This window comes from Chryseobacterium sp. MYb7, assembly GCF_002979455.1.
GTDB lineage: Bacteria > Bacteroidota > Bacteroidia > Flavobacteriales > Weeksellaceae > Chryseobacterium.
Window position 1 is genome coordinate 1 of the sequence record NZ_PCOU01000016.1, and the last position, 19411, is coordinate 19411.

A 19411-nucleotide genomic window follows, 5' to 3' on the forward strand; every position below is an offset into this window, starting at 1 on the left:
TTAGCGACTCTAATTTCCTAATCCCTTTTTTTATTTCAAATAAAAAATATAATTTTTGAAAAAGTCAAGATGACTTCATTAATATAATTTACTCAATTGGAAAAAATAGGCTTCTGTTTAATATCTCAAACAGGAGCCATTTAATTATTTAAGTGAATTCCAAATTTTAATATTTATGCATCATTAATTGCATAGTCATAAAGAAACTTTGTTAAGTTCTCATTACTTACGGAACTATTTTCTGCATTATTTGACTTATCAATAGCATCCAGAAAGTAATAGAAATCAAATAAATTAGAATATTCTACACCATCACTTGAATATTCATAATTACCTTCTGTTTTCTCAATTTCAAAGAAAGCCAGATCATTATAAATTTTCAATGGCTGTTCCATGTAAATTTCAATAGCTTCAGATTCAAAATCCAAAGATTGCTTGTGACAAAACTCGTCAAAAGAGCCTCCATCTCTAAAATATTTTACTAAATCTAGTAGTTTCATTTTTTTTAATTATTCAAATAATTTTCCAATAGATTCATAATATTCTCTTGTTCCAATTCATAATATTTATCATCCAATTCGTTTAGCTGATTGAATAATAAGTCGTCAAAATCTACAATTTTTTTTGAGAATTCTCTATTAAGGATTACATATTAAAACTTATTCTGGAATTTTCAAGTAAGTTTACTAATATTTTAAAATAGAGCATTGGATTTCAATGCTCTATTTTGTTGTCAAAATTATTAATTAGTATTGCCAGTTTTCTATACTGACCTATTATTTTTAAAAATCCTCAATAAAATTGGTAAAAGACCTACTGAAACAATTAAGAACAATCCTAAATTTGATAGATTCAATTTATTAGGAAACATTACCATTAACATTAGCCATGTTAACATTATCCCAATCATTATATAACCATAAATCTTAGCTGATTTAGTATTATACCAATTGTATTCAACAATCAAATCATTACTTCTTTTTTTATTCTGTAAAGTGATAATTTCAATTAAATCTTCTTTAAAATTTAAATAATTACCGCTGTCTTTTTTAGGAATATTTAAAAAAAATTTATAAGATTTAAAGACTAATCTACATCCATAAAATTTTTCAGTTTCACTAAAATTATAATTACGAATATCTATTATATCAATTTTTTTATTGTTAAAAAAAATATAATCATTATCCAAAATTATATTATATGTAATCGTACAATTATTCTTAATTAACATAAAGCTTAAAGCTGATAATGCAAAAAGTACAATCGCAGGAAAAATTTTTGGATTATAATAAATAGAAGTTAGTATAGTTAATATTATTACTAAAATAAAAGCAAAAGACATAAACAATATTAGTCTTTTTATTGAAAAATTTTTAAATTTATATTTTTTCATTTAATATTTTTTTATGGGTACCAAATTGTAGATTTTCTACCAATACTCTTATCTAACTGATCGCCTACTCCAAACATATAGTCTGCTACTCCATAAATTGCAATCCCTGCAAGAATAGCAGGAGCTGCTGCAACTATAACAGGAGCTGTGGCAAATGTAGCAATAGCTGTTGCACCTAATAGACCGAGATTTACAATTGAATGAGCATCCCAAGTATCAGTTCCAAACTCATATAATGTTACTCCAGCAGTTAATGCTGTACCAACATAACCTAATCTTTTAGAAATTTTACCCACAGAATTCATAAATCCTTCAGTTGATCTTAAAATCTTTCCAGCTCTAATACCACTAACTGCTGAAAGAAATGTTGAAGCGTTTATTTTGCTTACATTAGATAATTTATTATACTCATCTATTATCATATTAGCATTTCCTAATTGTCCATTCAAATGTTTTTCAGTGTCTTTAAAAAAATCTTCTGTTTGATATTTCATTAAAGAATGACTTGCACTTTCTATATCATTCGTAAGTCCTAATAAACCATTACCTAATAATTTTAGAATATTAAACCCACCAACACCCTTCACAAAATTTCCTTCTTTATCATAACTATCAGGTATATCAGTCCACCATTTCATAGCCCCATTGGTATTTGTCAAACCAAATGTTCCTTTATTTTGCGTAGCTAACATTAGGTCTCTATATGCCTGTGTATTTCCAAAAGTCCCCTGAGTAGAACCTCCACCATTACGACTTCCTTGTTTAAATTGAGGAGTATAAGTGAAATTCCCATTCATCCCGGCAAACCAATATGAACCATCAGGAACATTATTGATAATCCCCCCATTATCATAAGGAACATTTCTCATCCCATCAGGATCTATAAACATAACAGGATTGTCAGCTCCATAATGGTAAGGGCTAAGTCGTCTGAAAGATTCAGCTAATGGATCTGTTACTCCCCATCTTCCCAGATCAGGCATATACATCCTCGCTCCATAGTCATACATTCCACTTTCCTGAAGCTCTTTGCCGTTGTACTTGTATTTATACGTAGGATTTCCAGAAAAAACATTATATCCTTCATGCTTCAATCCAAACGGATAATAATTACTTTCTTCAATGATCTCTGTTCCTGCGCCGTTCTTAGCATAGCTTAACCTGATGTTTCCTAAATGGTCAGTATAATTGTATACATACTTTCCGGTTTCAACATTAAAATATCCTTCTGTGGTTGGGAAGAATTTCAATGTAGAGTTTTCATACTGGAAGCCATCCAGATAATCTGTAGTTTTTGTGTCAAAGACCTTTTTTACTTTTACTCCATCTGCTCTGTAAATATAATTGGTTACTTTGGAGTTTTGAGTAATTTTTCCTGGTAAATTTAGATAATTATATTGGATGGAGGAAATTCCTTTATCCATATGGCTGGTCATATTTCCATTATCATCGTAGGCAATTGTATTAGGGGTGGGTACATATGGATATCCCGATGGGTTTTGGGTGGTATCTTCAACTTTGCTTAGCCTGTTTCCGGAATAGGTGTAGTAGAGTCTGTCGATCTGTAAAGGGCCATTGCCATCAGAATCTCCATACCTGTCCAGTCGGGTGATATTTCCATTAATATCATAATCTACCCATTCATTATAGGCACTAGTTTGTACAACTGAAGCATTGGGTTTCAAATAGATGGCATGTACTAATCTGTTGAGACGGTCATATGAATAATTATATCTTCTCAGCTGGCCGTCTGTGGCGGCTTTCCAATCTACTTCAGCAATATTTCCGTTGAACCTGCCTGGATAGTTTCCTATCACAGGATCGGTATATTTTATTTTATATCCAAACAGGTCATTTCCTAAGTTGGTAGGATCATTAATCTGGGTTACCCAACCCCGGATATTATATTTGTAATCTATAGATTGTAATGGATTGGCTGTATCAGTTCCTCCTACTTTTTTTCTTTTCAGCTGAGACTGTTCACTATATTCATTTTGTGACAAAATTTCAATAGGGTTGTTATCAACCTGATGTTTCTGTACCAAAAGCCTGTTGTGATCATCATATTCAAAAATTTGACTAATAGTTCTCTCAGGATCAGTCTGTAATCTCTTGTGATACGCTTTACTTTGCACTGCAACACCTGCAAAATCTAGCTTTGTTTCTGTTTTGGTGTATCCTCCCAAATGATTGATAGAATGATTTCCTACAGCTCTTAATTTCGAATCATACCATATCCAGTTATATGTCCAGTAATCATCATCAATATTCTTCACATATGAAGCAGTAGGAAGAGTTTTTGTGTTTTGGAAAGCATAGGTATTATCCCATATAATATCTTGTCCAAAAATAGTTGCTGGCTTAGGAGGAGTTCCTTGTGGATATGTATCGTAATAATTAATACTTAAAATGACGGGTGTTTCACCACTGAAATAGTTTTCTGTATAATAAATATTTGTTGCACTTCTAAAAAAACCAGTTGTATCTCTTTTTTCAGTGATGATAAGGTTTTTCAAATCATTTTGTCTCGTTGCTCTATCTCCTCCTATTAAAAAGCCTGTATAAACAGGTCTTCCAAGCTCATCATATTTTGTCATCAACCATTGGTTGTTTTGCTTCATATTAGTATCACGAGAAAGAATAAGCCTGTCGGCTTTATCATACACCATATATTCCCAATCTTTGCCAGGAAGTTTCTTTTCTACCAACCTACCCAAACTGTCATAACGATATTGATAACATAGATTATCTAAAGCATTTCCATCTACCGTAGTTGTAGCAGCCAATGGCGTAATAACGAAAACCTGCATTCCCAAATCATTATAAACGTAATAGGTGTCTACATCCTTTGTCCCGTCGTTCTTGCGTACTAAAACTGTCTGTCCAGCAGCATTTTTAAATTCAACAGAAATATTATTATCGCTGTCTGTGACAGTAGTTTTCATCAGCTGATTGGCACCGTAGGTTCCACTTTCTACCAGTTTTGAATAAGTAGCTTCATCGACCCAGGAGTTGATTACAGTATATTTCTTTACCTCTCCGGCAATATTTGCACTATATCCCATTTGTACAGGATGCTGTGCCCAATCATTGCCTAAAGGTGTAATCTTGTTAATTCTGCCTAAAGGAGAGTTTTCAAACTGCTTTTCCGAATAAATTTTCTCCTGCCCAAATACTGAAGGAGCATTGGCAAGCGGAGCCGTATAAAAAGCACCATTCTGTGTTGTACTTTGTGGGATTGGAAGATACTCCTTAGCTACTCTTCCAAATGCATCATATTCTACATGATTTACGATGTCTTTGCCGGATGGAGTGGCTTTAATTCCTATTGTCTGTTTCGTTCGTCCCAGCCCGTCAAAATACTGTATTGCTTCCGTTTTTTTGATACAGTCTGCATCCAGACAACTTTTAGTATATACGTAGTTTTCAGCAGTTGTAGCATTTAATGTTTGGGCGTAAGAATGCCCTGCTAGCCATAAAAGACTGAATATATTTAAAATTTTTTTCATCATGTATTAGTGTTTATAGTTATACTGGTATTCCTGTAGTGTTTTCCCATCAGAATCCATTGTTTTTACTAATCTGTTGGCAGAATCATATACATAGGATACTTTTGCTCCATTAGAAGAAACGGCATTAGTAATCCCAATTAAAGGATCATAGGTATAAATTGTTACAGGATTAGATTGTAATGCAGGGTCTCTACGTAGATTTTCCAAAGCTTGTAATAGAGATGCCTCATTAGCAGGATTATCAGCATCAGCATTGGAGGCATTTATAGCAGCAAGGACTGATGGTAAACTAGAGATTTGGCTATAAGTAACTCCAGCAATCTCAGCAATAGGTAATGTTTGATAATATCCCCAGATTGTTACTGTAGGAATACCATTTTTACCCTTAATCTGTACAGGGTTTCCTTTAGTGTCATACACATCATAGGTCATTGTGGTTATAGGTGTTAAATCTTTCATCTCAAAAGTAACTACAGAAGAAGGATACAAATTATCTACAAATTCATATTTTGCCCCACCTTTGCTGACAACACTTCCATTTACCTTTGTTTCCGTTTGAACAGGAACTGAAAGCATATTGGCATTGATCAAACGGGTATTCGAAAGATCTAAAGGGTATTTTATAGTGGTTTCAGTAATTTTTCCATCCGGAGAAGTATTCTTTGTATAAGCAGGTTGAAAATTAGTAGTATTAAAAGTTGTTTCTGTAGTACCTTGTAAACTACTTCCATTAGCATAAAATGTTTTAGACGTTGTTGTAGTTGATTTTAACCAGGCACTTTTAGACTTGTAACCTCCACAAATAATATATTCCTGTACTCCTCCAATTTCATCAAGCACATAATCTGTATTTTCACTGGAAATTAGTTGATTCTGTTGATTATACATTTCTTTTTTTGTCAAAAGACCTGTAGAGGTAACATTATAATAAGGTTTATAGAAATTGATAGTGCTTGTATAATCATCAGGAGTTTTGAAATAATATTGGGAATAACCCTGACTCTCTGGGCTTCCCCCATATATCTCCTTTACATTACTATACAATACAGATTGATTTAGATTTCCTAACTCTTCATTGCAGACTTCTCCGGAAAATACTTTACCACTTGTCCCGCTATTATCAAACAAATCATACTTATAAGACATGGCTTTTTTTACTGTATTATCTGTATCGTAATATTTTATATTGGCAATTCGGGCTCCTATTTTCAATTGAGTTGTATTTTTATAAGGAGCAGATAAATTAACTATCCCATAATTTTGAATGCGTCCATTTCCATTTCCACTGATTTTGAATGTATAAGTCCCTGGCGCTAAATTATAATATTTAACATTTTCTGAGCAGCCATTAGCTGTTCCTGTAACTTCATTTCCTATTGAGTTTAATAACTTATAGGTTGGTGGGAGAATAATATTTCCGTGAATGTTTACGATTTCGTAAACTTCATCAATTAAAAGTTTAATAAAAAACTTTTGCGATGTTGATACCTGAAATGTATAGCTCCTACTGCTATTTGTATTATAATTAACTGTATTAGCAATATTTAAATATTGTAATGCAGGATCTTTGAGCTGATTAGTATCTAATTGTAGGTTACTTTTATTTTCATAAACTTCATTAGCCTCAAAATTATATACGACATATCCACCTTCAGGTAAAGTCATTTTTTTGAGGAGCCCTAAGGTATATGTTTTAGGATCGGCTTTTGTATTATCAGGGCACAAAAAGTTTCCATATTCATTAGGATTTGGAGAAGCTCCATAGTTGGTTTCTGAACCCGTTCCATCATATGTAAATTGTCTTCCTTCAATAAGGTTTTGATTTCTGTCTAGTTTTTGAATTGATAACAGAGTCCTTTTTCCTTGATTGACATTATTTGGATAAGTAGAACTGTAAAAACTCCCATAATCAAGTCTGTATTTAGCAATAAGATGAGAGGACATATCCAATAAACTAAGACTTTTTATAATATAAGGGTCATCATCACTAATTCCAGTATATAGATTTTCAAAAGTGATTCTTCCATAGGAAGTATTAATACTTTCCATCTTACAGTTCTGATATAATAAAATACTACTATTATCTACATTTTTACTATTTTTCTGGTAATTGAAAGTAGCTATGGTAATATTATTTTCATCAATAACCTTTGTTAAATAGAAGGCCGATTTATAATTAAAACCTTTAGAACTTGTATCATATCTTGCAATACTATAATCCTCAAAAACATATTTAAATCCTTTGCTGTCAGTTATTTTAAAAGAGTTAAGGACAAGTGTCGCTGTATTAGAATCTCTTGTGTATTCTATTTTAACGTTACTTCCTGAAATATTATTCAGCGTAAAAGTATTGTTAATAGTATCTCTGACAAATTTGAACTTTCCTGAATTACCTGGTAAATCATAGTAATAGATGTCATCAAATAAATTCTTTTTATAACTTGATTTCGTTGCATCATAATTGAACTCATCAACAGCACCATTAATTACTCTTGAAATAACAGCGCCACCTTTAAATAAAGACCATCCAAGACCAACTTCACTTGCTGGTTTGTCTTGTCCTGTATTGTAAGGATGGTAACTCAATGATGTCATAATCTCAAAGTCCTTATTTCCTGTTGGTAATGATAATAAAGGAATTCCAATACTTGGTATCCCAGTAGATAAAGAGACAGGGGTATTTACATAAGAAGAAAAGGAAGAGGCTGATGGTACAGGCTGAGCTGTATCCCCATAATTCCTTTCAATCTGTGATTTTCCTAAGTTAAAAATCAGGAAAATCAGTGCAAAAATAATTTTCTTAAACATTGTTTTTATTTCTTGATTAATTTGGCATTCGCCGTTTTATTAGTATCAGTTTTTATAGTCACTACATAAGCCCCCTGAATGAGTGCCTGAGTATTAATTTTAGTGACTTTGTTCTTTGTTGAAAGGCTTTGAATCTGTCTTCCGCTCATATCATATAATAGAATTTCAGCATCTTTGAATTGGCTTCCAATTTCTACATAAGTATAATCTGAGACAGGGTTCGGATAGATTTTTATGTCATATTTTTCAATCAGCTGATCAACTTGTCTGTCTCCCAGCTTTACAATCTTCCAGTTTTCTTTACCTAATTCTTCTGCGCTGGTTCCGGCCAGAATAATAGAACCATCTCTGCCCATTGCCACGGATGCCAGCCGTTCTTCTTTTTGTCGGGATTCTCCGGGTATATATTTTCTCCATACCTCGTTCCCTAACTGATCGGTATAAAGCAGCCAAAAAGTATTATCATCTTTTTCCGTTCTTATCTCTGAAGGTGTATAACCACCGAGTAGAATTCCTTTGATAGACTTATCATCCGCTGAATGAAGAACATTCATACTCATTAGAACATCCCGATTCCCAAAACTGTAGGATTTCTGCCATATTTCATCACCTTTTTCGTTTAAAGATATGACCCATAGATCTGTCCCTTCAGTAGTTCCCACTGTTTTATTTCCTGAACGCTCAGAACGGGATTCCCCACCGATTAAATATCCGGATGAGGTTACAGCCAGCGTTCTTACATGATCATCTGCTTTACCTCCAAGGTTTTTTTCCCATTCTACTTTATTATCTTTAGAGAGTTTTATAACCCAAAAGTCTCCTTCTCCATAGTTTTCCGTTTTCTTTGTTCCACTGGCATTACTACGGGAATATACTCCCAGTAATGCGCCCCCGTCAAGGGTGGGAATCATCTTCTCAACCTCATCTAAACTTTTTCCGCCTACAATAAGCTGGGATAATTCTTTTCCGTCTTTGTCTAATTTTGTGATCAAAAGATCTTTTGAACCATAACCTTTTGAAGAATTCTGTACATTTCCGGCAACAAAAAATCCTGAATCTGTAGTTTGAATGACAGCTCTTGCTTCTTCATCAGATGAACTCCCTAATGTTTTCTGCCATAGTTCATCTCCAAACTCATTGATACGGATGAGCCAGATGTCTGAGCCTCCTTTAGAATCATCCTTCTTGTCCAGACCTTTTCCTGAATAAGATGTCCCAGCTAACAAAAAACCACCATCTTGTGTAGTAACTGTGGCGGACAGATAGTCGTGATTTTTTCCTGAGAAGTATTTTTCCCAGACTTCATTCCCTTGTTGGTCAAGTTTGATCAAATGAAAATCATAACCGTTGTTTTGTTTGCTGGCTTGTTGTAATTTTTCGCTCTGAATTGAGCTGCCCGTGATCAGATACTGCTGATCTATTGTAGTAGTGATTTGACTTAAAAAATCCTGCGTGCTGGAATTTATATCACGTTGCCAAACTACTCCTGTTTCCTGAGCAGACATATTCAGAAATGCGCACAGGAAAAGTGCGAGGGTATAATTTTTTTTCATATTCTGTTTTTTTTAAAGTCGCTAATTTATTGTATATGTTCATTTCTGACAATCCGTAAAAAACACATATTTTGATTGTGATTTTACTAGGTATTTTTTATCCTGAATCAAGCCTTGTTTTCATATTATTTTTTTGGTTAAATTGAATTTATTCTTAACAATTAATTACTCTTAGTATCTGAAGCAAAGCTACAAACATAAGGCGACAAACCATGTCGTATTAAATTTTATTTAAACTATTTCCAAAGTTTCCTAAAAATCACACTTCTCTATAGTCAGTGAAATATACCTTTACAAACATAAAAGAAATTTTCTTTCAATATCATCGGTATTTTGTTATTTTTGAACAAAATATTGATATTATGAGTATAGGCACGAAAGTAAAAAGATTTAGAGAAACAAGAGGTCTTTCTCAGGATGAATTAGCATTACGTCTGGATGTGGCGCAGAGTACCATTTCGAGTATAGAATCTGATAAAAATATACCCAACTCATTACTACTGAATAAAATTGCCAAAGAATTGGATGTAGACATTAACGAGCTGTTAAATGAGGGTATTCAGGTTAATATTTCAAATAACAAGTTCAGTGATTTATCTAGCGCAGGTACAATCAATCAATATAATCCAGTATTTAATATGCAGTCACCCGAAATTGCTGAAAGCATATTAAAAAATCAGGAACAGCTCACAAAGCTTATAGAATCTCAAAATAAACTGATAGAGATTCTGTTTAAAAAATAGTATAATTAAAAGTAAGAGCCTTTCTAATATGTTTTCACATACGTGGAATAGATAGTGGAATATTTAAAAAAAAACATTTTCATACACAAATTTTGTACATACATGAAGCGATGTAGAGAAAATCAGTTAAAGTCTTTAATTTAATTTTTGATAACTTAAGAATAGAGAATTTTGGAGTGAAAAATTAACGAAGGCTATTAAATCTTCAGCAACAGTGAAATATTTAAATTAGTTAGAGACAAGTCTTCTTTAAAAAAGGCAGATCTTTGAATTATTAAGCCCAACTATCTGTTACCACGGTTCTTTTGCTTAAGTAAAGAATAAACAGGTTGTAACGATAGTTTTGATAAGTCTATATCCCATAATGGATTGTTTTTATTTACAACAACAAGTCTTCTGTCATGTATATCAAATTCCTTTACAAAAAGATGATAAAGTAATCGGGTAATAATTATATGAGTTTTATTCCCGTTGTATCGTAGTACACAAAAAAGATGATAAGCCATATTGATGTTACCATCCAACATAATAGATAGAATCTGTTCCTTAAAAAAAAGTTTCCTGCCGATGGTAGTCCAGCCAGCCAATCGTTTTATTCTTCCCATACTTGAAATAATATAGCAATCTTCAAAACCGGGTATGGGTTTCCATCTTTCTCCGGGAAGATCTTTAAGGGATAAATTCATACAAGCTGGTGGATTAGTTTCATCAATAGAAGGGCTACCCAATTTTTCCCATAGAGACCTGTTGAGTAATCGGGTTGAATTTTCTATTTGAGGACTAAAGATAAAATCTTCTTTTTTGGGAATATAATTCTTGAGAAACCATCTGAATCCACCTGCTGTTAAACGTTCTTTCTTTATGACAGCCAGAATATGCCTGTTTACAATTCCAAGGCTGTCTGAAGCAGAGTCAATACTATCAAAAGTTGATAAAAGATTACCTTCAGTAGTATATTGGTTTACGGACTGATTATAGTCACTTCTACTATTTTTAACCCTGTTGGTTCGGACTCTTTTAAAAAGTTCCTCACTTACAGAAAGCCTTTCTAAGTTTTCTGCATGTAAATGAAATCTATTGTTATCTTTAAATGAAATAAGTGTTTTGCGGTCGTTTAATTCAAATTTTTCAACAAAATGGTAATACACCAATCGAGGTACAGATTTTCGAAACCTTTTTCCTTCAGATGATAATAAACAGGTGATATTATAAAAGTTACCTTCAAGGTGTTTATTATAAAACTGCATAAATTGCAGCTTCATAATCCTCTCCGGCAGCTTAAACTTTCTTCCATTTAAAGGATTAGCCCAACGTTCTACACTTTTTATCCTCCCATAATTGGAAATCATATAGTTCTCAAATTCTTTAATCTCCTTCCACTCTTCATTAGGAAGGTTTTTTAAAGAGGTATTACAAAGGACATTTTTTGCGTATTTGTCTTGCATTTCGGAAGGTATACTCATAAAGGGAAATTAAATAAATACTGATTGCCTGAAATAAAAATAAAAAAAGAAAATGAAACTTATTTTATGGGTAAGAAAAACAGGTGTTTTTATAGTTTACTATGATTCATCAAATATTATCAGACTCTTGCCAAAAATTTAATTTTGTGGCTCGTTTTGCGGTTCAGTTTGTGGTTCACAGTGAGCCACACTTTGTTATTTCTTGTATATATACGGACTCTAAGAACACGGTTTACTTTTTGAAAAAATGCTCTATAGTATATTTCATTATTTACTTGTCAAAAGTAGTGTATAATATTTTTGAATTTTGTTCTTGAAAATATTTGTTATTAAAAACCCAGAAAACCCAATGGGTTATTTTGGGTTTCACTGGGTTTTCTAGTCGTTGATATATTTTAAAAATCAATTTACATTTTTAGTCTGCAACTCTGTATTATTTTCTTTACTCTCTAACTTTTCCCAATAAGAATACATTTGCTCAGAAAGTGTATTATTATCAATTCCAATATATCCTAAAAATTCTGTTTCCGTTTTATGTCCTGTTACACTCATAATGATAGCTGTGGGAATTTTAGAATAATACATGGTGGCAAAGGTTCTTCGACATATATGTGATGAGGCTAAATCATACATTGGGTAATTTCCAAAGACATAATGCTTTTTAACCTCATCAAATACTCTTCCATATTCCTGACGGTCAATGTCTGCCATCTTACAGATTTTTTTTAAATTATCATTAAATATAGTCTTTGAACTTTCTAAGTTAGTTGAATATTGTGCAGGAAAATTACCATTTCTTTTATTCAAGATTTTCTTTACCTCTGTATGAATTGGAACCAAAACCGGAGTTTTCGTTTTCTTCTGGCTTAGATTAATAAATTCCTTTCCATTAATATTAACAATTTTATCGGGAGTCATTCTAAAAAGATCGGAAGCCCTTTGTCCAGTATAACAGCCAATAATTAGCCAGTCTCGAGTTTGTTCAAGTCTTTCATTAATAATTAATAAATCCTGTATTTTTTCCAACTCTTCTACTTTGAGATATGGAGTTGGAGTTTCCATAGTAAATCCTTTGATTTCACTCAACTGTTCATTGACTTGAATATTTTCAATCTTTGCATCTTTAAAAATCGTTTTGGTATATTTTAGATATTTCCCTACGGTATTATCACTTAAATGCTGCCTTCTTAGAAAGGTAACAAATCTGTTTCCTACAGTTATATTATAATCCGAAACCTTCAGCCTCTTCTTCTCTGATTTCAAAAAATCCTGAAACTTTTCTATGATCGTCAGATGCTTCTGCTTAGTTCTTAGGGTAATCGGCTTCCCTTTGTATTTTCTAAAAGGTAAAATATCCGTTTTATAATGTTCTAAATAATTTTCTATAAAGTCCAATTGCTCAAATTTCCGACCACCGGAATAGTAAGAGGCAATAATTTCTTCTAACCAATCTCCATTTATAATTTCAGTTTCGGTTCTTTTTCTATACTGATCTAATATGAATGTTTCAAGTTTATTTAAAGTACTGATAAGTTCGTTTTGTTTTTGTAAGTCGTCTTTGGTAAGTGCAGACCTTTGAATAATAGAACCTTTTTTGGTATTCCAGTTTTCAGGATTGACCATTTCACGGGTTTTACGTTTATACACCTGATTAGCTCCGATAGAAAATCTCGCATAAATAGTTGAATTGGATTTCTTTGACTGAAGAATAAATTTTATCGTAGCCATTTTTGTACTGTTAAAGTTTGAACAATACAAATATAAGCATTTAGTCAATTTTTAGTCAATAACAAATCGTTTTATTTTAAATTTATTTTAATTTATTTAACTACAATACAATTCATAAAACAAATAAAATAATGATTATTAAAACATTATATAAGATACAATATTAAACAAGAATAAAATATATTTTAGGCGATTAAACATTTACAGTCCCTGTGGGTCTACAAACCATCCTTTTTTAAGGATGGTTTTTGTTTATCTTAAAGAACAAAGCTCACTATTCATCAAAAGTCTTTATTGATTTAATATCTAAACTTAGACTATGTAAAAGTCTAGTCAATGTAAATAGAAAAGCCTTCTTTCTTTTCTATAATAGTAGGTTAAAATTTTTCTTAAAGTGAAAAACCTGATTTTTCATTTTTTTGAATTTACTTACCAGATACAAAACAGTATTTCATATCAATCATAAGCTATATTTAATTTACGCCCGTATTTTTAAATTAATATTTTTCAATATTTAATCCACACCATGAATTATTTTTAACAAAACACATCTATTTTAAAACTAATATCAACCTAATGTTATTATTATAAAAAAAATACGATTAAAACAAGGATATATATTAAAAAAAAAGTAATTTTAATACATAAAAAATAAAGAATGCTTTTCAATATGAATTTTGGTTTTATCAGTGAGGAATTCTTAAATGTTCCGGAAGATACTAAACATAGATATTTAGATCCGAGACTTTATAAGGAAAGTTTTAAAATAGAAGTCCAGCCTATTAACCTGATAGTTTCAAAGCTTAAAAAAAACGAAACATCGAATATCAATTAGATCAATCAAAATTATCTAATATTTCTAATCTAATAAAAGCTTAAACAGTTTAAATAATAGTATATCATCTGAAATTAGATTAATAATAAATATTTAAAACATGAAAAAAAAATTTCTATTACTTTTTTCCACAATACCTTTAATTGCTACATGCCAAGTTGGTATTGGGACGACAACGCCTAGGGGTGCATTGGACATTAACAAGACAACAAGCTATAATCTTGGACTTGTCTTACCCGCAAATACATCTCCAACTAATATGATCAATCCTCAGGGAGGAAATGTTGTTCCTGGAACAATCATGTATGATAGTACTGCAGACTGCGTTAAAGTATACAGCCAGCACGCAACAGGAGGAACATCACCAGAAGGCTGGGGGCCATGTCTAAATACACCTGCAACCCCTTCAGTTGAAGCCAATTGTGCACAAAATGGTTTTGAAGGTACTTACTTAAATGGAGCTGCCTTAAGTGGCGCAAAATTTACAGTGACTCTTACAAACAACTCTTTTAGTAATGTAACGATAGCCTCTCAAGCTAGTGATTTGACATTAAGTGGAGTGAGTGGTATTTCTGTATCAACAGTAACTCCTGCTTCCAGCACTTTAATACCTGGGCAGTCAGTTCTCATTACCTATAATCTTACAGGAACACCTACAAGTACAGGTACCCTTACTGGTGCCTGGAAGAAACTCTCATTAACTTGTACAAATTCCGTAACGGTGCAATCAGGAACAATCAATTCATTGAATTGTACCACAGGAGCACTTACAGGAACAGTTGAAGACAAAGTAGCTGCTTCTGGTGTTACTAAAGTAATTAATTATACAGCTACAGGAACCTTCCAATATCCTGCATTAAGTATTCCTTCCACAGGAGCTACGGGGCTTACTATGAATATCCCTGCGGGCACTATAACCAATGGAAGCGGAGGTTTAACATTTACAATTACGGGGCAAACAGATGTTATAGCCAACAACGAAACAGCCAACGCAACCTTTACTGTAAATCTTGGTGGACAGACTTGTAATTTCACCATTCCTATCACTATTTTAGCTAAGTGCGGTTCTGCAGATGTTACTCAACTTGTAGAGATAACTTCACCACTTACAGGGAAAGTATGGATGGATAGAAACTTAGGTGCAAACCGTCCTGCTTTATCTAGTACAGACCATGCTGCTTACGGCTGTTTAATTCAATGGGGAAGACTTTCTGACGGACATGGAAATGTCACTTGGAGAAGCAGCACATCAGCAGATAATAAACCATCAACAACTACTTTATCTTCTACAGATACGCCAAATAATGGTGGCTTATTTATTTCCACTACAACCTCTAATGGTGATTGGCGTTCTCCTCAGAACAATAATCTTTGGCAGGGAGTTGCCGGAATCAACAATCCGTGTCCTTCAGGATTTAGGGTTCCGACACAAGCTGAAATTAATGCTGAAATCGGTAGTATAAATAATACAGCTGATGCATTTGGTTCAGTATTCAAATTTCCAGCATCAGGTATAGTGGGTTATAATGTGAATAATATTACAAGTGCTGGAGTAGGACTTAACTTAACATCAAGCGATGTATCTACGACAGGTGCAGGTAGACAATACACAAATTTTACAGCAACTACTAAAACATTTGTTGGAAATGGTGGTAGAGGATCAGGAACTCCGGTTCGTTGTATTAAAAATTAGAAACAATAAACATTGAGCTTGTATTTTTAAGCTTTAATTGTTACTGATTTTTCTTATAAACTAAGATAAGATGGCTACTTTGCAGTAGCCATCTTTTTTTAAAACTTTGATAAAGATACTGAGCATACTTTTATAACTTATAACAAATAAAAAATCGCATTTTTGATTTAAAAAACTCATTAGTTTCTATAAGAAACTCATAAAATATCTATACTTTAATTCACCTTCATTTTATATTGGTATATTTTTAGCTGGTGTAAAGATTAAAAAAATGAAAAAAATCATTATTCCAATCTTTATTGGATTTGTAGTTAGTAGTTGTACAGCAAATGTTTCTGAACAAAAAAATGACATAAGCAAAAATGTTGATGATGTAAAAACAAAGCAGCATGAATTCTTAAATACCCCTAGAAAGCAAGACTTCATTATCAATAATTATTCTGATTACTTAAGATATGATCCTAATAACAAGACTCCACAATCAGAGAGAATAAATACTCGGGATTTTGAAAAAGATGACATTAGCAGATTTATGCCTCATTAAAATATAAGCCATCCTTTTAAAAGATGGCTTTGTTTATTTAGAAATAATATAACTCTTTATTTTTTAAGATCATCAATTTCTTCCTGTATAGATTTAATTCTGTCTCTTAATTCCTGGCTTACTTTTCCTGGAATTTTTTTTATTTTTCTTAAATCCAGGGCGAGCATAATGGAAGCTATTCCCATAAAAATAAAAGAAACTCCGGTAAGGGTTACTAATGAAATTCCTGTAAACACCGGATTAAATATCAGCAACAGAGAAAAGATAATTCCTCCAACACTGGCAAGGGCAACATTTCCCCAGCTCATTATTCTCATACTTTTCAAGTCAAATGCAAAGCCTAATAATTGAAAAGAGCGGAACAGTAAAGTAAATCCAATCACAAACGGAAGTACTGTCATTGAAATCTGAGGATTTGCAATAAGATATACCCCTATTGCGGTTGTTAATAATCCGCTTACCAAAAACCAGCCCCATCCCTGTAAGGACTTACTGTTTTGTAAGGAAAAGAATATTTCGGTAATTCCTGAAAATAAAAAGGAAACACTGAAAAAAATAGAAAGAGTAACATACGTTGCAAGAGGCACGCTGAATACATAGAAACCACAGATAAGGAAAATAATTCCGAAGATTAATGGAATGTACCAGTGTTTTACAGTGTTGGTAAGTGTTTGAAATAAATTGGCCATAGGTGTCTTTTTTAATTCTGCCTACTTTTTGAAACGGTTTCGGCTTATCCGCAGGCATTCAAACAGATTATAATTTTTCACCTGAATTTGAAATATAACCTCTTACTAATGTACGAAAAATAACCAAGGAAAGCACTGTATTCTGTGAATTGTTTTCACAAAAAGACATCAGATGAAACCAGTTTATTCAATTGATTCCACCTGATGCACAATAATTATCATTTAATTCCTTCAATTTATCTTGCAGGATTTCCGGCGGGTTGCTGCTGGGTTACACAATGCACCATTCCTCCATTTTCATATAGATTTCTTACGTCTATTCCTATCACTTTTCTATCTGGATACTGATCCTGAATAATCTTATTGGCAATTGCATCATTGGGATCTCCATAGTTTGGAACCAATACAACATAATTAGCTACATAATAATTGACATAAGAGCCTTTTTTTCATCCAGTTGCTTTCCATAGGCTGTTATCACTTTGTTTTTAGTACCCGGAACATATACTTTTTTGTATTCTTTTCCATCTACATTGGTAGCGATGTAAAGTGTATTGACATCTTTTTCGGAAAGCCCAAGATCAAGAAGATCATCTTCTTTCATGGTAATCATGGTATTAGGATTACTAAATTTCATAAAACCGTCAATATGCATATCGGTAACGTCCAATCCTGTTACTCCGTCCAGCCAGATTACTTTAGAAACTCCGTCATAGGTTTAAAACCCTAGATTGACATTCTATTCATACAGGGAAAATAAATACAATGATTTTATTTTCTATCCTAAATTTGCTGAAAATAAAAACAAAAAGGTGAAAGTCAATTGATTTTCACCTTTCCAAAACATGTTTAGATCTGTTTTATATTTTTATTTCGGTTTGTATAATTTGTACATCACGAACAGGAAGCCAATCCATATCGGAATCAGAATCACCTGAATTTCCATCCCTGTGATACTCATCAGTCCTAAAATCAGAACCAAAAATGCTATGCAGATATAGTTGGAGATCGGGTAAAATATAGAAGGGAATTTGGATTGAATACCTTCTGCATTGATTGATTTTTTAAACTTTAAATGCGTGTAGCATATCATCAGCCAGTTGATAATCAGCGTAGATACTACCAAAGCCATTAGGTATTCAAAAGCTTTTTCCGGCACTAATTTATTAATGATAATACAAATCCCAGCAAAGCACGAAGAAATAATGATTGCGTTGGTAGGAACAGCGTTTTTGTTTAGTTTTTTCAGAAATTTAGGAGCATTACCCTGTTGAGCCAATCCGAAAAGCATTCTGCTGTTACTGTAAACACTACTGTTGTATACTGACAAAGCTGCTGTTAAAACAATCAGGTTCAAAACATTCGCAATTAATGTATTGAACTGAATCACTTTACCAAAAAGGCTGAATTCAAGGCCATTCAGATTTTGAAATACCATTACAAACGGGCTGGAACCTTCTGTAATATCTCTCCAAGGACTTAATGAGAATAAAATCACCAACGCTCCTACGTAGAAAATAAGAATTCTATAGATCACCTGATTGGTAGCCTGTGGAATTGTTTTTTCAGGATTCTTCGCTTCTGCAGCTGTAATTCCGATAAGTTCAAGCCCACCAAAGGAGAACATGATCATCGCCATGGCTGCAAATAGCCCCGAATATCCGTTTTCTGTTTTATTGAATAATCCTTTCGGGAAAAATCCTCCATCATTCCAAAGATTGGTAATGGTTGCTTTTTCTCCTCCTGTACCACTTATTAAAAGATAAATTCCGAAAATAATCATTGCAATAATAGCCACTACTTTGATGATGGAAAACCAGAATTCTGTTTCTCCATACACCTTTACAGAAGCAAGGTTAAGTGCGTTGATGACTATAAAAAAGAACAAACTGGAAACCCAGAGTGGTATTTCCGGCCACCAGAAGTGAATATAATGGCCAATTGCTGTAAGCTCCGCCATACTTACCAAAATATAGAGAATCCAGTAGTTCCATCCGGAAGCAAAACCTGGGAAATTTCCCCAATATTTGTAGGCAAAGTAGCTAAAACTTCCCGAAACAGGTTCCTGAACTACCATTTCACCCAGCTGACGCATAATAAAAAAGGCGATAATTCCTGCCAGAGCATAACCTAAGATTACGGATGGTCCTGCCAGTACTGCTGCGGGCCCAATTCCCAGAAATAACCCTGTTCCTATGGCACCTCCAAGGGCAATTAATTGTATATGTCGGTTTGTTAATCCTCTAACTAAAGTCTCGTTTTGTCCTGTTTTATTTTCGTTGCTCATTGAATGAATTATTCGGTCGCTAAATATATAAAAACTTTTCAGAGAAATTCACATTCCATGGGGTAAATTGAGAATTCCACCTCATCCCGGAGCGCACACCCCTTTTATTTTTACTCTATTTCTGATAAAGTTCAAAATACATTTACCAAAACAACCTTGACAA

Annotated in this window: 14 protein-coding genes; 3 read left to right on the top strand and 11 right to left on the bottom strand. The window is 32.9% G+C overall.

The window, feature by feature from the left end:
- Positions 1 to 173: 173 nt before the first annotated feature.
- The 5 genes from CQ046_RS13555 to CQ046_RS13575 form a co-directional block, all read right to left on the bottom strand.
- Positions 174 to 500 carry a hypothetical protein gene (locus CQ046_RS13555; RefSeq protein WP_105702784.1) on the bottom strand — a complete coding sequence of 109 codons (327 nt, stop codon included), beginning with the start codon at positions 498 to 500 and terminating at the stop codon, positions 174 to 176.
- A 263-nt stretch (positions 501 to 763) separates the two neighbouring features.
- Positions 764 to 1393, bottom strand: coding sequence for a hypothetical protein (locus CQ046_RS13560; protein WP_105702785.1), 630 nt, complete (start codon positions 1391 to 1393; stop codon positions 764 to 766).
- Between the two features lie 11 nt (positions 1394 to 1404).
- Entirely contained in the window at positions 1405 to 4905 is a 3501-nt protein-coding gene (locus tag CQ046_RS13565; protein WP_105702786.1) for a DUF6443 domain-containing protein, read from the bottom strand.
- A gap of 3 nt (positions 4906 to 4908) precedes the next feature.
- Positions 4909 to 7713: a hypothetical protein gene (locus CQ046_RS13570; protein WP_105702787.1), complete on the bottom strand. Its 2805-nt coding sequence runs from the start codon at positions 7711 to 7713 to the stop codon at positions 4909 to 4911.
- A gap of 5 nt (positions 7714 to 7718) precedes the next feature.
- Entirely contained in the window at positions 7719 to 9266 is a 1548-nt protein-coding gene (locus CQ046_RS13575; RefSeq protein WP_105702788.1) for a T9SS type A sorting domain-containing protein, read from the bottom strand.
- A gap of 362 nt (positions 9267 to 9628) precedes the next feature.
- On the opposite strand from CQ046_RS13575, the gene CQ046_RS13580 reads away from it, so the two are divergent.
- Complete coding sequence (locus CQ046_RS13580) at positions 9629 to 10009, top strand: helix-turn-helix domain-containing protein (protein ID WP_105702789.1); 381 nt, start codon at positions 9629 to 9631, stop codon at positions 10007 to 10009.
- Positions 10010 to 10293: 284 nt separating this feature from the next.
- On the opposite strand, the gene CQ046_RS13585 is transcribed toward CQ046_RS13580, so the two are convergent.
- Together CQ046_RS13585 and CQ046_RS13590 are read right to left on the bottom strand one after the other, a co-directional pair.
- A complete protein-coding gene (locus CQ046_RS13585; RefSeq protein ID WP_105702790.1) occupies positions 10294 to 11472 on the bottom strand; it encodes an NUMOD4 domain-containing protein in 1179 nt (392 codons plus the stop codon).
- 402 nt (positions 11473 to 11874) lie between these two features.
- A complete protein-coding gene (locus CQ046_RS13590; protein ID WP_105702791.1) occupies positions 11875 to 13200 on the bottom strand; it encodes a site-specific integrase in 1326 nt (441 codons plus the stop codon).
- A gap of 935 nt (positions 13201 to 14135) precedes the next feature.
- On the opposite strand from CQ046_RS13590, the gene CQ046_RS13595 reads away from it, so the two are divergent.
- Entirely contained in the window at positions 14136 to 15728 is a 1593-nt protein-coding gene (locus CQ046_RS13595; protein ID WP_123906618.1) for a hypothetical protein, read from the top strand.
- A 271-nt stretch (positions 15729 to 15999) separates the two neighbouring features.
- Positions 16000 to 16272, top strand: a complete 273-nt coding sequence (locus tag CQ046_RS13600; RefSeq protein WP_105702793.1) for a hypothetical protein — start codon at positions 16000 to 16002, stop codon at positions 16270 to 16272.
- A gap of 56 nt (positions 16273 to 16328) precedes the next feature.
- Here the strand turns inward: CQ046_RS13600 and CQ046_RS13605 are convergent, their stop codons facing one another.
- The 4 genes from CQ046_RS13605 to CQ046_RS13615 form a co-directional block, all read right to left on the bottom strand.
- Positions 16329 to 16961 carry an HdeD family acid-resistance protein gene (locus CQ046_RS13605; protein ID WP_105702794.1) on the bottom strand — a complete coding sequence of 211 codons (633 nt, stop codon included), beginning with the start codon at positions 16959 to 16961 and terminating at the stop codon, positions 16329 to 16331.
- A 236-nt stretch (positions 16962 to 17197) separates the two neighbouring features.
- Positions 17198 to 17365 carry an agmatine deiminase family protein gene (locus CQ046_RS23975; protein WP_262498052.1) on the bottom strand — a complete coding sequence of 56 codons (168 nt, stop codon included), beginning with the start codon at positions 17363 to 17365 and terminating at the stop codon, positions 17198 to 17200.
- Between the two features lie 14 nt (positions 17366 to 17379).
- A complete protein-coding gene (locus tag CQ046_RS23980) occupies positions 17380 to 17616 on the bottom strand; it encodes a hypothetical protein (protein ID WP_262498053.1) in 237 nt (78 codons plus the stop codon).
- 213 nt (positions 17617 to 17829) lie between these two features.
- A complete protein-coding gene (locus CQ046_RS13615) occupies positions 17830 to 19248 on the bottom strand; it encodes an amino acid permease (protein WP_105702795.1) in 1419 nt (472 codons plus the stop codon).
- Between the last annotated feature and the right edge of the window lie 163 nt (positions 19249 to 19411).